A 16,689-nucleotide genomic window follows, 5' to 3' on the forward strand; every position below is an offset into this window, starting at 1 on the left:
GAACATGCCAGAAAGTTCTACTTATGGGGTGTCTGCCGATCGGGGAAGCTTACGGATGGACGGGGACAACGACGGCGTGCCCTGCGAGCAGCAGTGGTGCGGCTGATTGGCGGCAGCCGCCTGGACGCCGCTTCCGGATAGTTGGCGCTGCACGCGGGCCATTCGTCGCCGCTTTCCCGATTCCGTGCCGGATTCCGGCAGGTTCGTCGCGCGGCGGTTGCCGGTGCCTGCTGCCGACAGCAACGTAGGCGCTCCAATCAGGCCCTTGGGAGCCCGACATGAAAGCGCTGCTGGCATTGCTGGTCTGGTGCGTGCTGTTCGTCCTGTGCTGGCCGCTTGCCTTGCTGGCGCTGGTCCTGTGGCCGCTGGTCTGGCTGATCGCGCTGCCGTTCCGACTGGTGGGCATCACCTTCTCCGCGCTGTTCGCCTTCCTGCAGGCGGTGCTGTTCCTGCCGGCGCGCCTGCTGGGCTGGCGCCCCGGGCCCCGCGCAGCAGCGGCCTGACGAGGTCACCCGCGACTTGCAGCGATGCGGATCTTCTGTTTTGGCGCGGCAGCGGATTTGCGGATGGCGGCAGCCGCACGCAGCCGCGGCTGATCGCGTTCGATGTGAGGATGCCGAACTGCGCGCGCTTTCTGGCCGATGGCACCAACGAGATCGAAGGCCTGCGGCCTTGCCGTTGCCAGCTCCAACGCGTCCAGCTGCGCCCTCAGTCGCGCAGCGCCAACCGCTGCCCCAGCCGCACCGGGCTTTCCGCGTGCAGCGCCGGATCCAGCGTGGCCACGCCCTTGGGCAGCAGCACGATGACCGTGCTGCCGTAGTTGAAGCGGGCCATCTCGGCGAAGCTTTCCAGGGTGATGCCACGGCCGCGGTAGTCCTTGCGGGTGATGGCGTCGCCGTAGGCGGGGATTTCCACGCCGCCCCACACGGTTTCCACGCCGGACACCAGCAGCGCGCCCACCATCACCTGCACCATCGGGCCGAAGTCGGTGTCGAAATGGCAGACCAGGCGCTCGTTGCGGGCGAACAGGCGCGGCACGCTGGCCACCGCGTCCGTGCCCACCGAGAACAGGCGGCCGGGGACGTGCACGGTTTCGCGCAGGGTGCCGGTCCACGCCATGTGCACGCGGTGGTAGTCGCGCGGCGACAGGTACACGGTGGCGAAGCTGCCTTCGCGGAACGGCGCGGCATCCGCCTCGCTGCCCAGCAGTTCGGCGGCGGTGAAGCCCTGGCCCTTGGCCTGGAAGATGCGGCCGTCCACGATCGACCCGCACTGGCTGATGTGGCCGTCGGCCGGCATCAGCAGCGCGCGCGGGTCCGGATCGGGCGTGCGCGCGCCGGGCTTCAGCGCGCGGGTGAAGAAGGCGTTGAAGCTGGGGTAGGCGGTGGGATCGGGCTCCGCGGCTTCGCTCAGGTCCACGCCGAACTTGCGGGTCACGGTGTCGATCAGCCACTGCTTGAGCGAACGGTTGGTGGAATAGGCCAGCCGCCGCGCCAGCGAGGACAGCAGGCGGTGCGGCAGCACGTAGGTGAGGGCGGTGAGCGGGCTCATCGGGCGGCCTTGGTCAGCATCTCGAGGTCGGCGGCAATGCCCTTCATATCGAACGGTGGCTGGGTCACGCCGGCCATGCGCCCCTGCGGATCCAGCAGCACCAGCGCGGCGCTGTGGTCGATGCTGTAGTCGGCCGGATCGCCGCTGGCGCCGGGCACCTTCATGAACACCAGCGACAGCGAGCGGGCGAACGCTTCCAGCTGAGGCAGCGGCGCGGTGGCGGCCAGCGACTCCGGGTGGAAAGCGCGGGCGTACTGGGCCACCAGCTGCGGGGTGTCGCGCTCCGGGTCGGCGGAGACGAACAGCACCCGCGGGCGGGTGGCGGCGGGCAGGGTGGCCCACAGCTTCTGCGCGCCGGCCAGCTCCGCCAGCGTGGTGGGGCAGACGTCCGGGCAGTGGGTGAAGCCCAGGAACACCACGGTCCAGTGGCCTTTCAGGCTGTCCTGCGTCAGCGGCTGGCCGCTTTCCTGCTGCAGCGCGAACGCCGGCAGCACGCGCGGGGTGGGCAGCAGGGTCACCGCGCGGGTGGCGGGCAGCGCGGGCGCGGGCGCGGCCGGCGCGTGCAGGCGCTGCGAGGCCCACAGCCCCAGCCCGGCGGCGAGGGCGGCGACGATCAACACGGGGACAAGGCGTCGGGACATGAACGTCTGGCATGGAAGCGGCCCGCCATGATACCGGGGTGCCACCGCTATACTTCAGCGCCTTGCCCAGCTGTTGCCGCCATGTCCCAGGAACTGCAGACCATCATCGACCTGATCCGCTACGGCGCCAGCCGGTTCAACGCGGCGGGCCTGACTTTCGGCCACAGCTTCGACAACGCGCTGGACGAGGCGACCCAGCTCACCCTGCACGCCCTGCACCTGCCGCACGACCTGTCGCCGGTGTACGGCAACGCCCGCGTCACCGAGGCGGAAAAGGAAGACGTGCTGGGCCTGTTCCTGCGCCGCATCGAGGAGCGCATCCCGGCCTGCTACCTGACCGGCGAGGCGTGGTTCGCCGGCCTCAGCTTCAAGTCCGACCCGCGCGCGCTGGTGCCGCGCTCGCCGATCGCCGAACTGATCGAGTCCGGCTTCCAGCCCTGGCTGGGCGACCGCGACGTGCGCCGCGCGCTGGACCTGTGCACCGGCTCCGGCTGTATCGCGATTGCGATGGCGCACTACAACCCGGACTGGCACGTGGACGGCGTGGACATCAGCGACGACGCGCTGGCGCTGGCCCGCGAGAACGAAAAACGCCTGCACGTGCAGAACGTGCGCTTCGTGAAGTCCGACCTGTTCTCCGGCCTGGCGGGCGAGCGCTACGACCTGATCGTCACCAACCCGCCCTACGTCACCAACGACGAGACCGACGCCCTGCCGCGCGAATACGCGCACGAGCCGGAACTGGGCCTGCGCGCGGGCGACGACGGCCTGGACCTGTGCCTTCGCATCCTGCGCGACGCCCCGCTGCACCTGTCGGAAGACGGCCTGCTGATCTGCGAAGTGGGCGAGGCCGAGCAGGCGCTGGCCAAGCTGCTGCCGGAACTGCCGCTGGCCTGGGTGGAATTCAAGGTCGGCCAGATGGGCATCTTCGTGGCCGAGTGCGCCGACCTGATCGAACACAACGCCCGCATCACCGCGCTGGCCGCCGCGCGCGAAGCGGGTGCGCCGCCTGCGGGGCTGTTCTGATTCGATGAACACCTTCGGCCACCTGCTGCGCGTCACCACCTTCGGCGAATCGCACGGGCCGGCCATCGGCTGCGTCCTCGATGGCTGCCCGCCCGGGATCGCGATCGCGCCGGAGGACTTCGTCGCGGATCTGAAGCGGCGCGCCACCGGCAACTCGCGCCACGTGTCGCAGCGGCGCGAGGCGGACGAGGTGGAGATCCTGTCCGGCGTGTACGAAGGCGTCACCACCGGCACCCCCATCGCGCTGCTGATCCGCAACACCGACCAGCGCAGCAAGGACTACAGCGCGATCGCCGCGCAGTTCCGCCCCGGCCATGCCGACTACAGCTACTGGCAGAAGTACGGCATCCGCGATCCGCGCGGCGGCGGGCGCAGCAGCGCGCGTGAGACCACGATGCGCGTGGCCGCCGCCGTCATCGCCAAGAAGTGGCTGGCCCAGCGCGGCGTGACCGTGCGCGCTTGCGTGGCGCAGATCGGCGACATCGTGCCTGCCAACGGCGGGCCGCAGGCGCATGACTGGGCGGCGGTGGAGGACAACCCGTTCTTCTGGCCCTGCGCGGCGCAGGTGCCGGCGCTGGAAACCTACATGGACGCGCTGCGCAAGTCCGGCGATTCGGTCGGCGCGCGCGTGCTGGCGGTGGCCGAAGGCGTGCCGCCGGGCTGGGGCGAGCCGATCTACGGCAAGCTCGACGGCGAGTTGGCCGCGGCGATGATGTCGATCAATGCGGTCAAGGGCGTGGAGATCGGCGACGGCTTCGCCTCGGTGATGCAGAAGGGCAGCACGCATCGCGACCAGATGGCGCCCGAGGGCTTCCTGTCCAACCACGCCGGCGGCATCCTCGGCGGCATTTCCACCGGCCAGCAGATCTCCGTGTCGGTGGCGTTCAAGCCCACCTCCAGCCTGCGCCTGCCGGTGGACGGGCTGGACGTGGACGGCAACGTGGTGGAGATCGTCACCACCGGCCGCCACGACCCCTGCGTGGGCCTGCGCGCGCCGCCGATCTGCGAGGCGATGCTGGCGCTGGTGCTGATGGACCAGGCGCTGCGCCACCGCGCGCAGTGCGGCGACGTGGGCGAGGTCGGTCCGCGCGTTCCGGGCACGAAATCCACCTCCGACATCAAACGATAGCGGCGCGCCGCCGGCTTGGCCCTACGGGCAGCAGCGCGCCGCAGCAGGCAAGTCCAACCCCAATCCATGCTGTAGGAGCACCGCAGGGGCGCGACCGGGCCCGGTGCCATCGCGCCCCTGCGGTGCGCTCCTACAAGTTCCAGGAGTTTCCAGATGAGCAAGCAATACAAGGTGGCCGTGGTCGGCGCGACCGGCGCGGTGGGCGAGACGATGCTGTCGATCCTGGCCGAGCGCGATTTCCCGGTGGGCGAGCTGGTGGCGCTGGCCAGCGAGCGCAGCGCCGGCGGCCACGTCGACTTCGGCGGCGACGACGTGCTGGTGCAGGACCTGGCCACGTTCGATCCGTCCGGCATCGACATCGCGCTGTTCTCCGCCGGCGGGTCGGTGTCCAAGGAATACGCGCCGAAGTTTGTCGCGGCGGGTGCGGTGGTGATCGACAACTCCTCCACCTTCCGCTACGACGACGACGTGCCGCTGGTGGTCAGCGAAGTGAACCCGGAGCAGGCGCGCAACCGCCCGCGCGGGATCATCGCCAACCCCAACTGCTCCACCATGCAGCTGATGCCGGTGCTGGCGCCGATCCACAAGCGGTACGGCATCGAGCGCATCAACGTGGCCACCTACCAGTCGGTCTCCGGCGGCGGCCGCAGCGCGATGGAGGAGCTGGGCAAGCAGACCGCGGCGCTGCTCAGCTTCCAGGACCCGCAGCCGTCGAAGTTCCCGGTGCAGATCGCCTTCAACCTGATCCCGCACATCGACGAGTTCCAGCCCAACGGTTACACCAAGGAAGAGATGAAGCTGGTGTGGGAGACGCAGAAGATCCTCGGCGATGCGTCCATCCAGGTGAATCCCACCGCGGTGCGGGTGCCGGTGTTCTTCGGCCATTCGGAAGCGGTGAACATCGAGACGAAGAAGAAGATCACCGCGGACGAGGCGCGCGCGCTGCTGCGCGAGGCGCCGGGCGTGGAAGTGGTGGACGAGCACAAGGCCGGCGGCTACCCGACGCCGGTCACCCATGCCTCTGGCAAGGACCCGGTGTTCGTCGGCCGCATCCGCGAGGATTTCTCGCACCCGCGCGGGCTCAACCTGTGGGTGGTGGCCGACAACATCCGCAAGGGCGCGGCGCTCAATGCGGTGCAGATCGCCGAGCTGCTGGTGGCCGAAGGCTTGCCGCCGAAGGCCGCGCGCGGCTAGAGTCACGGCGCCAAGGGCGGGGGATGGAGTTCAAGTGATCGGAACATTGCGCACAGCGGTGGTGGCCGCGCTGTTGCTGGCAGCGGGCAATGCGTGGGCGCTCGGCCTGGGCCAGATCCAGGTCAAGAGCAAGCGCAACCAGCCGCTGCTGGCGGAAATCCCCATCGTCTCCACGACCCCGGGCGAGCTGGCCGCGCTGCAGGCGCGGCTGGCGTCGCCGGACACCTTCCGCCGGGTCGGCCTGGCGCCGCCCAGCGGCGTCGCCGCCGACCTGCAGTTCAGCCTGGGCAGCGATGCCAGGGGCAGGCCGGTGATCCGGGTGACCACGATCCGCCCGGTCGAGCAGCCGGTGCTGAGCTTCCTGATCGAAGTGGACTGGGGCGCCGGCCGGCTGGTGCGCGAGTACTCGGCGCTGATGGATGCCCCCAACACCGCCGGGGCGGCCTTGCCGCCGGATGTGAGCGCCCCGCAGACGCCCGCGCCGGCGCTGGTGCGGCGTCCCGAGCGGGCGGTTCCCGCGGCGCCGGCTGCCCGCACGCCCGCGCCAGCCGTCACTCCGTCCTCGACGGCTGCGCCGGAATCGGTGCCCATCCCTGCAGAAGCACCGACCCCATCCAATGCGTTGCCGGTGCCGCAACCCGTGCGTTCGGCGCCGGTTGCGGCGGTCCCGGCAGCAGAGCCCGGGCCGGATCCCGCGCAGTACGGCCCGATCAAACCGGGCGAATCGCTGTCGAAGATCGCCAGCGGGCTGGATCTGCGCCGCAGCTTCAGCCTCGACCAGACCATGCTGGCGCTGCTGCAGGCCAACCCCGATGCGTTCCTGGGCGACGACGTCAACCGCCTGCGCAGCGGCGCGGTGCTGCGGGTGCCGTCGCGGGAGGATGTGGCCAGGATCAGCGCCGAAGAGGCTGCACAGGTGGTCCGCCAGCAGACCCGCCAGTGGCGGCAGGCACGGCGCGCGGTGCGCCAGCCGGACGCCGCGCCGGCGACTGCCGCCAGCGCCGCCAGCGCGGCGGCCGCGCCGAAGCCGGCGCCTGCTTCGAACGTCAAAGCACCCATGGCCAAGCCCGCGGCGGCGGCTGCAGCGGCCAAGCCGGCGGCGGCACCGCGGCGGGAAGAAGCGCGCCTGCAGATCGTGCCGCCGACGGCACCGGGCAAGGCCACGGGCAACAGATCCGGCACCAGCGCCGGTGGCGAGGGCAGCATGCTGCAACAGGAATTGCGTCAGCGCGACGAGGACATCGCGGCCAAGTCGGCCGAGATCGGTGAACTGAAGGAGCGCCTGGCGGAGCTGGAAAAGCTCAAGGACGAACAGCAGAAGCTGCTGTCGCTGAAGGACAGCGAGCTGGCCGCCGCGCAGGCGCGGCTGGCCGAGGCCAACCGGGCCGGGCAGGTCCGGACTGCAGTGCCCGCCACCAAGACCGGCACCCAGCAGGCCGCGCCCGCCGACGCTGCGGACAAGTCCACGATGATGCCGTGGCTGTGGGGTGGCCTTGGCGTGGTCGCGCTGGCGCTGCTGGCCTGGCTGGTGGGGGGGCGCCGCAAGCAGTCTCCGCCGCCGCGGCGCAGCGTGTTCGACAGCGAGACGCTGGCGGCCGGCATGGCCGCGCCCGCACTGGCCGACACCGCCGCCCCGGAAGCGCCCGCCGCCAATGCGGCGGAGGCGCCGGCTGCTGCGCCGACGCCGGTAACCGCTGCGGCCGACGCGTCCGCGGACACCGATGAGGCGGTCGCGGCCGACGCCCCGGCCGATGGCGCAGCCGCAATCCCTGCGGACGCGCCGGCGGCGGCTCCCGCAGCAGCCGCGGACACCCCCGCCTGGCATTCCAGCTGGGTGAAGGTGGAGGCCGCGCCGCAGCCGGCGCCGGTGGATGCCGCGGCGGAGCAAGCCGTGGACACCGGCGCGGATGCTCGCGCCGCGGTCGTCGATGACCTTCCCGATCTGGCGTCCGTGCCCGCGCAGGCCAGCCCGGAGCAGCGCTTCAAGCTGGCACGCGCCTTCCTGGACGTGGGCGACGAGAACTCCGCGCAGCAGCTGCTGCTGGAACTGCTCGATCACGAGGATGAGGCGGTCAGCGACGAAGCCGCGCGCATGCTCAGCAAGCTGGTGGGTTGAGGCGCGCCGGCGAGAGCGAAGCGATGCGGCTGGCACTCGGGGTCGAATACGACGGCGGCGGCTTTTCCGGCTGGCAGCGGCTGAGCCCGGCCGGCGCGCTGGAGGCTGACGGCAGCCTGCAGACCGCGCTGGAGATGGCGCTGTCGAAGGTGGCCGCGGCGCCCATCGACACCGTCTGCTCCGGCCGCACCGATGCCGGCGTGCACGCGCGCTGCCAGGTGGTGCATTTCGATACCGAGGCCGCCCGCGACGCGCGCGGCTGGATCCTCGGCACCACCGCCAACCTGCCGCCGACCATGGCGGTGCGGTGGTGCGTGCCGGTGGCAGACGACTTCAATGCGCGCTTCTCGGCGCGCGCGCGCCGCTACCGCTACCGGATACTCAACCGCAGCGCGAGGCCGGGATTGGAGCGGCAGTACCTGGGCTGGGAGCGCATGCCGCTCGACGCGGCGGCGATGCACGAAGCCGCGCAGGCGCTGCCGGGCGAGCGCGATTTTTCCGCCTTCCGCAGCGCGCAGTGCCAGGCCACCCATGCGCGCCGCAACCTGCAGCAGATTTCCGTCACCCGCGCCGGCGACGAGGTGGTGGTGGAAGTGCAGGCCAATGCGTTCCTGCATCACATGGTGCGCAACATCGTCGGCTCGCTGCTGGTGGTGGGGCGTGGCGAGCGGCCGGTGGCGTGGATCGCCGAGTTGCTGGAGGGGCGCGACCGCACCGTCGCCGGCCCCACCGCGCCGTCGGCCGGGCTGCTGTTCCTCGGGCCAAAATATCCGCCGCACTGGAACCTGCCGGCCGAAGCCTGCGGGGAGTTCGAGTAGGCCATGGCCGGATCGCACTTCCGCACCCGCATCAAGTTTTGCGGCCTGACCCGGCCCGGCGACGCGCGCCTGGCCTGCGAGCTGGGCGTGGACGCGGTGGGGGTGATCTTCGCCGCGCGCAGCCGGCGCCGGGTTGCGCCGGCGCGGGCGGCAGCGGTGCGCGCGGCGCTGTCGCCGCTGGTGGCGCTGGTGGCGCTGTTCATGGACAACGACGAGCGCGAGGTGCGCGCGGCGATCGACGAAGCGCGGCCAACCCTGCTGCAGTTCCACGGCGGCGAGGACGACGCCTTCTGCCGCCGGTTCGGGCTGCCCTATCTCAAGGGGCTGGGCCTGGGCGGCATCCGCGTGGACGCGGGTGCGCTGCGCGCGCGCTGGCCGCACGCGGCCGGCTTCGTGCTGGACGGCCATGCGCCCGGCGCGGCGGGTGGCAGCGGGCAGCGGCTGGACCCCGCGAGCATTCCGGCGGACCTGGATCGACCCTGGCTGCTGGCAGGCGGGCTGGATCCGGACAACGTCGGCGCGGCCGTGCGCGCGGTGCGCCCGTGGGGGGTGGACGTGGCCGGCGGCATCGAGCTGGCCCCGGGGGTCAAGGACGGACTGCGCATGCGCCGCTTCGTGGAGGCCGTGCGTGCGGCCGATGCGGACCCGGCCGGCGCCGGGATCGGGTAGGCTATGGCCACGCCATGAAGACATCCAACCGCCCCCGCGCACCCTTCGGCCGCTCGCTGCGGCGATGGCGGCGCGTGCCTGCGGCGGCGGTGAGATAACGCCGCGCTTGCCTGCGCGTCCGGGTCCCGGGCGCGCGCCCATCGCATCGTTTCGACCTGCGCCAGCGGCGTTTCCGCCGCGCGCGTTCCGACACCGGAGACTTCAGCGTGACCGCTTCCAGCCCCCAGGCCGCGCCCGCCGCGCCCATCGATTTCCACGCTTACCCCGATGCCGACGGCCATTTCGGCCGCCACGGCGGCCGCTTCGTCGCCGAGACCCTGATGGGGCCGCTGCAGGAGCTGGCCGACGCCTACGACGCCGCGCGCGTCGACCCGTCCTTCATCGCCGCCTTCTACAAGGACCTGGCCCACTACGTCGGCCGGCCCAGCCCGATCTACCACGCGCAGCGCCTGAGCCGCGAAGTCGGCGGCGCGCAGATCCTGCTCAAGCGCGAGGACCTGAACCACACCGGCGCGCACAAGATCAACAACACCATCGGCCAGGCGCTGCTGGCCAGCCGCATGGGCAAGACCCGGATCATCGCCGAGACCGGCGCCGGCCAGCACGGCGTTGCTTCCGCCACCGTGGCCACGCGGCTGGGCCTGGAGTGCGTGGTCTACATGGGCGCCACCGACATCGAGCGGCAGAAGATCAACGTGTACCGGATGAAACTGCTGGGCGCGACGGTGGTGCCGGTCACCAGCGGCTCCGCCACGCTCAAGGACGCGCTGAACGAAGCGATGCGCGACTGGGTGACCAATGTGCGCGACACGTTCTACATCATCGGCACCGTGGCCGGCCCCGACCCGTACCCGCGGATGGTGCGCGACTTCAACGCCGTGGTCGGCCGCGAGGCGCGCGCGCAGATGCTGGCCGAGTACGGGCGCCTTCCGGACGCCGTCACCGCCTGCGTGGGCGGCGGCAGCAACGCCATCGGCATGTTCCACGCCTTCCTGAACGACCCGGCGGTGCGCATCGTCGGCGCCGAAGCCGCGGGCGATGGCATCGAGACCGGCCGCCACGCGGCGTCGCTGGCGGCGGGCCGCGTGGGCGTGCTGCACGGCAACCGCACCTACGTGATCTGTGACGACGACGGCCAGATCACCGAGACCCATTCGATCTCCGCCGGCCTGGACTACCCGGGCGTCGGCCCCGAGCACGCCTTCCTGAAGGACACCGGCCGCGCCGAATACGTGGGCGTGACCGACGAGGAGGCGATGGCGGCGTTCCACCGCCTCACCCATACCGAGGGCATCCTGCCGGCGCTGGAGTCCAGCCACGCGGTGGCGCAGGCGATCAAGCTGGCCCGTGAACTGCCCAGCGACAAGCTGGTCCTGTGCAACCTGTCCGGCCGCGGCGACAAGGACGTGCACACCATCGCCGCGCGCGAGGGCCTGTCGCTTTAGCCTATCTCGCCCGGGCGCTCGGCCATACGCCGCAGCACGGGCAATCCAGTAGCAGGGGGCCGTCCCGCGGCCCTTGTGGGATTTGGCCTGCGGCCCGGTTTCGGCGAGAATGCCCGGTTCCACTTCACCTCATCCATCCAGGAGTCCGGCCATGGCCGAAGAGAATCAGGCCCAGCCCGCGGCCGAACAGCAGAACGGCACCCAGTTCCCGCCGCAGTTCTTCGATTGCGTCAACGAATACCTCGAGCTGACCAACAAGCAGTCGCAGCAGTACGGCGAGAAGAACATCAGCCTGGCCGCCCTGTTCGCCAGCGCGCGCTTCAACGCGCACGTGTTCCTGGCCAACGTCAAGCCGATCGCCGCCGCCGAGGAGCGCACCGCGTTCCTCGACTACATGAGCACCATGTACCGCCGCATGCTCAACGAGCACCTGGACGGCATGGGCGAAGAGCGCGGCATCGATGTCGGCGACTCCGAGCTGGCCGACGAGTACAAGGCCGCCGGCGTCAAGATCGGCCGTCTCAAGGACGCGCCGGCTGCGGCCAACGAATGACCCGTCTGCAGGAACGGCTGGGCGCGCTGCGTTCGGCCGGGCGCAAGGGGCTGGTGCCGTTCATCACCGCCGGCGACCCGTCGCTGGCGGCGACGGTGCCGGTCATGCACGCGCTGGCGCAGGCCGGCGCGGACGTGATCGAGCTGGGCGTGCCGTTCTCCGATCCGATGGCGGATGGTCCGGTGATCCAGCGCAGCTCCGAGCGCGCGCTGGCGCGCGGGGCCGGGCTTGCCTGGGTGCTGGACTCCGTGCGCGCGTTCCGCGAGCGCGATGCGGCTACCCCGGTGGTGCTGATGGGTTACCTCAATCCGGTCGAGATCCGCGGCGCGGCGGCGTTCGCCGCCGATGCGGCGGCGGCCGGCGTGGACGGCATGCTGCTGGTCGACCTGCCGCCGGAAGAGGCGGAGGAGTACCGCGCGGCCTTCGCGCGCAACGGACTGGCGCTGATCTCGCTGGCCTCGCCGACCACGCCGGAGGCCCGCCTGCAGCGCCTGTGCGAACAGGCCGACGGCTACCTGTACTACGTGACCTACGCCGGCGTCACCGGCGCGGCGCACCTGGACGTGGGGGACGCCGGCCGCCATCTGGCGGACCTGCGCGCGATGGCGAAGGCGCCGGTGTTCGCCGGCTTCGGCATCCGCGACGCCGCCAGCGCTGCATCGATGGCGACGCATGCCGACGGCGTGGTGGTGGGCAGCGCGCTGGTGTCCGCGATGGAAGGCAGCACCGGCGAGGCGGATGCCGCCGCACGTGCCGACGCGTTCCTGCGCCCCCTGCGCGCGGCGCTGGATGGGCTGGCCGTTCCGGCCTGAGTAGTAGACTGGGCGCCGTCCGGGCCCGGCCCGGATGGAAGCGGGCAATCGTGCGCGCGACGCAACCTGCGGTGATCGAAACGAATGAGCTGGCTTAAGAAACTGATGCCGGGCACCGGCATCCGCACCGACGCGGGCAGCGAGCGCAAGCGCAGCGTGCCCGAGGGCCTGTGGGAAAAATGCGAGCGCTGCGGTTCGGTGCTGTACCGACCCGAACTCGAGGAGAACCTCGAGGTCTGCCCGAAGTGCGCCTTCCACATGCCGATCCGCGCCCGCGCGCGGCTGGCGGCGCTGCTGGACGACGGCGCGGGGCGCGAGATCGGCGCCGAGTTGGGCCCGACCGACGTGCTCAAGTTCAAGGACCAGAAGAAATATTCCGACCGCATCAAGGCCGCGCAGAAGTCCACCGGCGAGCGCGATGCGCTGGTCGCGCTGGAAGGCAAGCTGGCCGGACATGACCTGGTCGCCGCCTCGTTCGACTTCGCCTTCATGGGCGGCTCGATGGGCTCGGTGGTGGGCGAGCGCTTCACCCTGGCCGCCGAGCGCGCGCTGGAGCTGCGCTGCCCGTTCGTGTGCTTCACCGCCAGCGGCGGTGCGCGCATGCAGGAAAGCCTGTTCTCGCTGATGCAGATGGCCAAGACCTCCGCGGCGCTGGGCCGGCTGCGCGCCGCCGGGTTGCCGTATGTCTCCGTGTTGACCCACCCCACCACCGGCGGCGTGTCGGCCAGCTTCGCCATGCTGGGCGATCTGAACATCGCCGAGCCGGGCGCGCTGATCGGTTTCGCCGGGCAGCGGGTGATCGAGCAGACCGTGCGCGAGAAGCTGCCGGAAGGCTTCCAGCGCAGCGAATTCCTGCTCCAGCATGGCACCGTCGACCAGATCGTCGACCGCCGCGAAATGCGCGAGCGGCTGGCGCACCTACTGGCCATGCTGATGAAGCGCCCGGCCCCGGCCGACGGCGCGGAGGCAGCGTGAGCACGCGCAAGTATTTCGGCACCGACGGCATCCGCGGCCGGGTCGGCGAGGGCCCGATTTCCGCCGACTTCGTGCTGCGCCTGGGCAATGCGTACGGCCATGCGCTGGTGGCGGCCGCGCGCGACCGCCAGGAGTGGCGCAAGCCGATGGTGGTGATCGGCAAGGACACGCGCATTTCCAACTACATGTTCGAGGCGGCGCTGGAAGCCGGCCTCGTCGCAGCCGGCGTGGACGTGCAGCTGATGGGGCCGATGCCGACCCCGGCGGTGGCGCACCTGACCCATTCGATGCGTGCCGACGGCGGCATCGTGATCTCCGCTTCGCACAACCCGCACCACGACAACGGCATCAAGTTCTTCTCCGCCCAGGGCGAGAAGCTGGATGACGCCACCGAGCTGGCCATCGAGGCTGCGCTGGACGCGCCGTTCTCCACCGTGCCTTCCGAAAAGCTGGGCAAGGCGGTGCGCACCCGCGACACCATCGGCCGCTACGTCGAGGCATGCAAGAATTCGGTGCCCAAGGGCTTCCACCTCGGCGGCATGCGGATCGTGGTGGACTGCGCCAATGGCGCCACCTACCAGCTGGCGCCGCTGGTGCTGCGCGAACTGGATGCGCGCGTGGACGCCATGGGAGTCGAACCCAACGGCGTCAACATCAACGAGGGCGTGGGGTCCACCCATCCCGAAGCACTGGCCGCGCGGGTGCGCGAGAGCGGCGCCGAGCTCGGCATCGCCTTCGATGGCGACGGCGACCGGGTGCTGTTCGTCGACGGCCAGGGGCGAGTCTGCGACGGCGACGACCTGCTCTACGTGCTCGCCTGCGACTGGCAGGAAAGCGGCCGCCTACGTGGGCCCGTGGTCGGCACGCTTATGACCAACTTCGGCTTCGAACGGGCGCTGGCGGCGCGCGGGATCGCCTTCGTGCGCGCCAAGGTCGGCGACCGCTACGTGCACCAGCAGCTGCTGGCCCACGACGGCGTGCTGGGCGGCGAGGCCAGCGGCCACATCCTGTGCCTGGACCGCGCCAGCACCGGCGACGGCATCGTCAGCGCACTGCAGGTGCTGGAAGTGCTGCAGCGCCGCGGCATCGGTCTGGCCGAGGCGCTGAAAGACCTGCGCAAGGTGCCGCAGAAGACCGTCAACGTGCGCTTCGCCGCCGGCAGCAGGCCGGCCGAGGCCGCCAGCGTGCAGGCCGCGCTGGCGCAGGCGCAGCGCGCGGTGGAAGGCCGCGGCCGCGCCTTCCTGCGTCCTTCGGGCACGGAACCCGTGGTGCGGGTGACGGTCGAAGCCGACGACGCCGCGCTGGTCGAATCCACCCTGTCCGCGCTGGCCGACGCCGTGCGCGCGGCCGCCTGATCCCAACGCCGTGATTCCCGCGCCGGCGGGAAGGAAGACCGCCATGACCCAGCAGATCCCGACCTTGGACATCCGCCGCTTCACCCATCCTTCCAGCGCGGCCGACCGCCAGGCCTTCGTCGACGAGCTGGGCGCGGCCTACCGCGAGTGGGGTTTCGCCGGCATCCGCAACCACGGCATCCCGCAGGCGCAGATCGACGAGGCCTACGCCACCTTCAAGGCTTTCTTCGCGCTGCCGGAAGCGGTGAAGAAGCAGTACCACGTGGCGGGCGGCGGCGGTGCGCGCGGCTACACGCCGTTCGGGGTGGAAACCGCCAAGGGTTCGAAGCATTTCGACCTGAAGGAGTTCTGGCACATCGGCCGCGAGATCCCGCGCGATTCGAAGTACGCCGCCGACATGGCGGAGAACCAGTGGCCGAAAGAGGTCCCCGAGTTCAAGCGGGTCGGCTACGGCCTTTACCAGTCGTTGGACGCGCTGGGCTCGCAGGTACTGTCGGCGCTGGCGCTGCACATCGGCCTGGCGGAGAACTATTTCGCGGACAAGACCGATTCCGGCAACTCGATCCTGCGCCCGATCCACTACCCGCCGATCACCACCGACGACATCCCCAACGTGCGCGCCGGCGCGCACGAGGACATCAACCTGATCACCCTGCTGGTGGGCGCCAGCGCGGAAGGCCTGGAAGTGCTGTCGCGCAAGGGCGAGTGGGTGCCGTTCACCGCGGACGCCGACACCATCGTGGTCAACATCGGCGACATGCTGCAGCGCCTGACCAACCACGTGTACCCGTCCACCACCCACCGCGTGGTGAATCCGCCGGGCGAGAAGGCGCGCCAGCCGCGCTATTCCACGCCGTTCTTCCTGCACCCGAACCCGGATTTCCTGATCGACGTGCTGCCGTCCTGCATCACCCCGGACAACCCCAGCCGCTATCCGGAGCCGATCACCGCGGAAGGCTACCTGCAGGAACGCCTGCGCGAAATCAAGCTGAAATAAGGAGCGTCACATGCGTCGCAAACTCGTCGCTGGCAACTGGAAGCTGCAGGGCAATCGCGATTTCGCCCATGCGCTGGTCGCCGACATCGTGGCCGCCGGCATCGAAGGCGCGGAGCTGGCGGTGCTGCCGCCGTATCCCTACCTGGCCGAGCTGGTGGCGAAGTTCGACGGCAACGGCGTCGCCTTCGGCGCGCAGGACGTGAGCGCGCACGACAAGGGCGCCTACACCGGCGAGGTGGCGGCGGCGATGCTGGCCGACGTCGGCGCGCGCTACACCCTGGTCGGACATTCCGAACGCCGCCAGTACCACGCCGAGAGCAGCGAGCTGGTGGCCCGCAAGTTCATGGCCGCGCAGGCCGCGGGCCTGCAGCCCATCCTCTGCGTCGGCGAGAGCCTGGAGGAGCGTGAGGCCGACCGCACCGAGGAAGTGATCGCCGCGCAGCTGGCCCCGGTGCTGGCACTGGCGGGCGTGGCCGCGTTCGCCGATGCGGTGGTGGCCTACGAGCCGGTGTGGGCGATCGGCACCGGCCGCACCGCCAGCCCGGAGCAGGCGCAGGCCGTGCACGCCTTCATTCGTAGCCAAATCGCCGCGCTCGATGCTAGAATTGCCGATTCGCTGCCCCTGCTGTACGGCGGCAGCGTCAAGCCCGACAACGCGGCCAGCCTGTTCGCCCAGGCCGACGTGGACGGCGGGCTGATCGGTGGCGCCTCGCTGGCGGCCGCGGATTTCCTGGCCATCGCCCGCGCGGCGGCCTGAACACCCAAGAGAACGCGCAGATGTTGCTGCAATTCATCCAGATCCTGTACGTGCTGGTGGCGATCGCCATCATCGCCTTCGTGCTGCTGCAGCAGGGGGCTGGCGCCTCGGCCGGCTCCGGGTTCGGCGGAGGCGCTTCGGCCACCGTGTTCGGCGCGCGCGGCGCGTCCAACTTCCTGAGCAAGAGCACCAAGTGGCTGGCGATCACGTTCTTCGTGATCAGCATGGGCATGGCGATGTACGCCAGCCGGCAGGCCAACCGCCAGGGCCCGGCCAAGGCAGACCTCGGCGTGATGGCGCAGCAGCAGGCGCCGGCTCAGCCGGCGGCGCAGGTGCCGACCGCACAGGTTCCCACCGCCGCCGCGCAGCCGCCGGCAGCGGAGACCCAGCCGGCGCCGCCGGCGCCCGCTCCGGGCCAATGACGGCCGGCGCGACACGTTCTAGAATTGTGGTTCGCGGTCGCAAGACCGCAAATTTTGCCCAGGTGGCGGAATTGGTAGACGCACTACCTTGAGGTGGTAGCGATTTAGGTCGTAGGGGTTCGAGTCCCCTCTTGGGCACCAATCCGGAAAACCCCGCTTCGGCGGGGTTTTTTCTGGTTCTTCTCCCAACTGAGGGGAAAGGCGCACGGCCGACCGGGCAGACTTGCTG

General features: G+C 70.8%; 17 protein-coding genes and 1 tRNA gene. 16 read left to right on the forward strand and 2 right to left on the reverse strand.

All coding sequences use genetic code 11. The features are described from left to right. Positions 1-278: 278 nt before the first annotated feature. On the forward strand, positions 279-503 hold the full coding sequence (locus SPK54_RS12675; protein ID WP_330948254.1) for a hypothetical protein: 225 nt from the start codon (positions 279-281) through the stop codon (positions 501-503). Positions 504-708: 205 nt separating this feature from the next. On the opposite strand, the gene asd is transcribed toward SPK54_RS12675, so the two are convergent. After that, on the reverse strand, positions 709-1,551 hold the full coding sequence (gene asd, locus SPK54_RS12680; RefSeq protein WP_330948255.1) for an archaetidylserine decarboxylase: 843 nt from the start codon (positions 1,549-1,551) through the stop codon (positions 709-711). After that, positions 1,548-2,192, reverse strand: coding sequence for an SCO family protein (locus SPK54_RS12685; RefSeq protein WP_330948256.1), 645 nt, complete (start codon positions 2,190-2,192; stop codon positions 1,548-1,550). The genes asd and SPK54_RS12685 overlap by 4 nt, the downstream gene beginning before the upstream one ends. Positions 2,193-2,273: 81 nt before the next feature. Between SPK54_RS12685 and prmB the strand changes: the two genes are divergently transcribed. The 15 genes from prmB (at position 2,274) to SPK54_RS12760 (ending at position 16,601) form a co-directional block, all read left to right on the forward strand. Then, complete coding sequence (gene prmB, locus SPK54_RS12690) at positions 2,274-3,218, forward strand: 50S ribosomal protein L3 N(5)-glutamine methyltransferase (RefSeq protein ID WP_330948257.1); 945 nt, start codon at positions 2,274-2,276, stop codon at positions 3,216-3,218. Between the two features lie 4 nt (positions 3,219-3,222). After that, the gene (gene aroC, locus SPK54_RS12695) at positions 3,223-4,347 is read left to right on the forward strand and encodes a chorismate synthase (RefSeq protein WP_330948258.1); all 1,125 of its coding nucleotides are present in this window, start codon (positions 3,223-3,225) and stop codon (positions 4,345-4,347) included. Between the two features lie 153 nt (positions 4,348-4,500). Continuing rightward, entirely contained in the window at positions 4,501-5,541 is a 1,041-nt protein-coding gene (locus SPK54_RS12700) for an aspartate-semialdehyde dehydrogenase (protein WP_330948259.1), read from the forward strand. Positions 5,542-5,575: 34 nt separating this feature from the next. Next, positions 5,576-7,657 carry a FimV/HubP family polar landmark protein gene (locus tag SPK54_RS12705; RefSeq protein WP_330948260.1) on the forward strand — a complete coding sequence of 694 codons (2,082 nt, stop codon included), beginning with the start codon at positions 5,576-5,578 and terminating at the stop codon, positions 7,655-7,657. A 23-nt stretch (positions 7,658-7,680) separates the two neighbouring features. After that, positions 7,681-8,475: a tRNA pseudouridine(38-40) synthase TruA gene (gene truA / locus SPK54_RS12710; protein ID WP_330948261.1), complete on the forward strand. Its 795-nt coding sequence runs from the start codon at positions 7,681-7,683 to the stop codon at positions 8,473-8,475. A 3-nt stretch (positions 8,476-8,478) separates the two neighbouring features. Continuing rightward, entirely contained in the window at positions 8,479-9,144 is a 666-nt protein-coding gene (locus tag SPK54_RS12715) for a phosphoribosylanthranilate isomerase (RefSeq protein ID WP_330948262.1), read from the forward strand. Positions 9,145-9,350: 206 nt separating this feature from the next. Further along, positions 9,351-10,589, forward strand: coding sequence for a tryptophan synthase subunit beta (gene trpB, locus SPK54_RS12720; protein WP_330948263.1), 1,239 nt, complete (start codon positions 9,351-9,353; stop codon positions 10,587-10,589). 151 nt (positions 10,590-10,740) lie between these two features. Continuing rightward, the gene (locus SPK54_RS12725) at positions 10,741-11,142 is read left to right on the forward strand and encodes a DUF3144 domain-containing protein (RefSeq protein WP_330948264.1); all 402 of its coding nucleotides are present in this window, start codon (positions 10,741-10,743) and stop codon (positions 11,140-11,142) included. Continuing rightward, a complete protein-coding gene (gene trpA / locus SPK54_RS12730; RefSeq protein WP_330948265.1) occupies positions 11,139-11,954 on the forward strand; it encodes a tryptophan synthase subunit alpha in 816 nt (271 codons plus the stop codon). Before SPK54_RS12725 ends, trpA begins: the two co-directional genes overlap by 4 nt. Before the next feature lie 84 nt (positions 11,955-12,038). After that, positions 12,039-12,929 carry an acetyl-CoA carboxylase, carboxyltransferase subunit beta gene (accD, locus tag SPK54_RS12735; protein ID WP_330948266.1) on the forward strand — a complete coding sequence of 297 codons (891 nt, stop codon included), beginning with the start codon at positions 12,039-12,041 and terminating at the stop codon, positions 12,927-12,929. Further along, the gene (gene glmM, locus SPK54_RS12740; RefSeq protein ID WP_330948267.1) at positions 12,926-14,284 is read left to right on the forward strand and encodes a phosphoglucosamine mutase; all 1,359 of its coding nucleotides are present in this window, start codon (positions 12,926-12,928) and stop codon (positions 14,282-14,284) included. Before accD ends, glmM begins: the two co-directional genes overlap by 4 nt. A 43-nt stretch (positions 14,285-14,327) precedes the next feature. Next, entirely contained in the window at positions 14,328-15,281 is a 954-nt protein-coding gene (locus SPK54_RS12745; RefSeq protein ID WP_330948268.1) for a 2-oxoglutarate and iron-dependent oxygenase domain-containing protein, read from the forward strand. Between the two features lie 10 nt (positions 15,282-15,291). After that, positions 15,292-16,038 carry a triose-phosphate isomerase gene (gene tpiA / locus SPK54_RS12750; protein WP_330948269.1) on the forward strand — a complete coding sequence of 249 codons (747 nt, stop codon included), beginning with the start codon at positions 15,292-15,294 and terminating at the stop codon, positions 16,036-16,038. 20 nt (positions 16,039-16,058) lie between these two features. Beyond that, positions 16,059-16,460, forward strand: coding sequence for a preprotein translocase subunit SecG (gene secG, locus SPK54_RS12755; RefSeq protein WP_330948270.1), 402 nt, complete (start codon positions 16,059-16,061; stop codon positions 16,458-16,460). Positions 16,461-16,516: 56 nt separating this feature from the next. Continuing rightward, positions 16,517-16,601, forward strand: a tRNA-Leu gene (locus SPK54_RS12760). Positions 16,602-16,689 lie beyond the last annotated feature (88 nt).

Source organism: Thermomonas sp. LB-4, from assembly GCF_036409385.1.
Classification (GTDB): Bacteria; Pseudomonadota; Gammaproteobacteria; order Xanthomonadales; family Xanthomonadaceae; genus Thermomonas.

Excerpts from the sequence above, each read along its gene's own strand:
- trpA (WP_330948265.1), top strand. The coding sequence starts at position 11,139 with ATGACCCGTCTGCAGGAACGGCTGGGCGCGCTGCGTTCGGCCGGGCGC.
- tpiA (WP_330948269.1), top strand. The coding sequence starts at position 15,292 with ATGCGTCGCAAACTCGTCGCTGGCAACTGGAAGCTGCAGGGCAATCGC.
- accD (WP_330948266.1), top strand. The coding sequence starts at position 12,039 with ATGAGCTGGCTTAAGAAACTGATGCCGGGCACCGGCATCCGCACCGAC.
- SPK54_RS12745 (WP_330948268.1), top strand. The coding sequence starts at position 14,328 with ATGACCCAGCAGATCCCGACCTTGGACATCCGCCGCTTCACCCATCCT.
- aroC (WP_330948258.1), top strand. The coding sequence starts at position 3,223 with ATGAACACCTTCGGCCACCTGCTGCGCGTCACCACCTTCGGCGAATCG.
- SPK54_RS12725 (WP_330948264.1), top strand. The coding sequence starts at position 10,741 with ATGGCCGAAGAGAATCAGGCCCAGCCCGCGGCCGAACAGCAGAACGGC.
- SPK54_RS12675 (WP_330948254.1), top strand. The coding sequence starts at position 279 with ATGAAAGCGCTGCTGGCATTGCTGGTCTGGTGCGTGCTGTTCGTCCTG.
- truA (WP_330948261.1), top strand. The coding sequence starts at position 7,681 with ATGCGGCTGGCACTCGGGGTCGAATACGACGGCGGCGGCTTTTCCGGC.
- asd (WP_330948255.1), bottom strand. The coding sequence starts at position 1,551 with ATGAGCCCGCTCACCGCCCTCACCTACGTGCTGCCGCACCGCCTGCTG.
- SPK54_RS12685 (WP_330948256.1), bottom strand. The coding sequence starts at position 2,192 with ATGTCCCGACGCCTTGTCCCCGTGTTGATCGTCGCCGCCCTCGCCGCC.
- SPK54_RS12700 (WP_330948259.1), top strand. The coding sequence starts at position 4,501 with ATGAGCAAGCAATACAAGGTGGCCGTGGTCGGCGCGACCGGCGCGGTG.
- prmB (WP_330948257.1), top strand. The coding sequence starts at position 2,274 with ATGTCCCAGGAACTGCAGACCATCATCGACCTGATCCGCTACGGCGCC.
- SPK54_RS12715 (WP_330948262.1), top strand. The coding sequence starts at position 8,479 with ATGGCCGGATCGCACTTCCGCACCCGCATCAAGTTTTGCGGCCTGACC.
- secG (WP_330948270.1), top strand. The coding sequence starts at position 16,059 with ATGTTGCTGCAATTCATCCAGATCCTGTACGTGCTGGTGGCGATCGCC.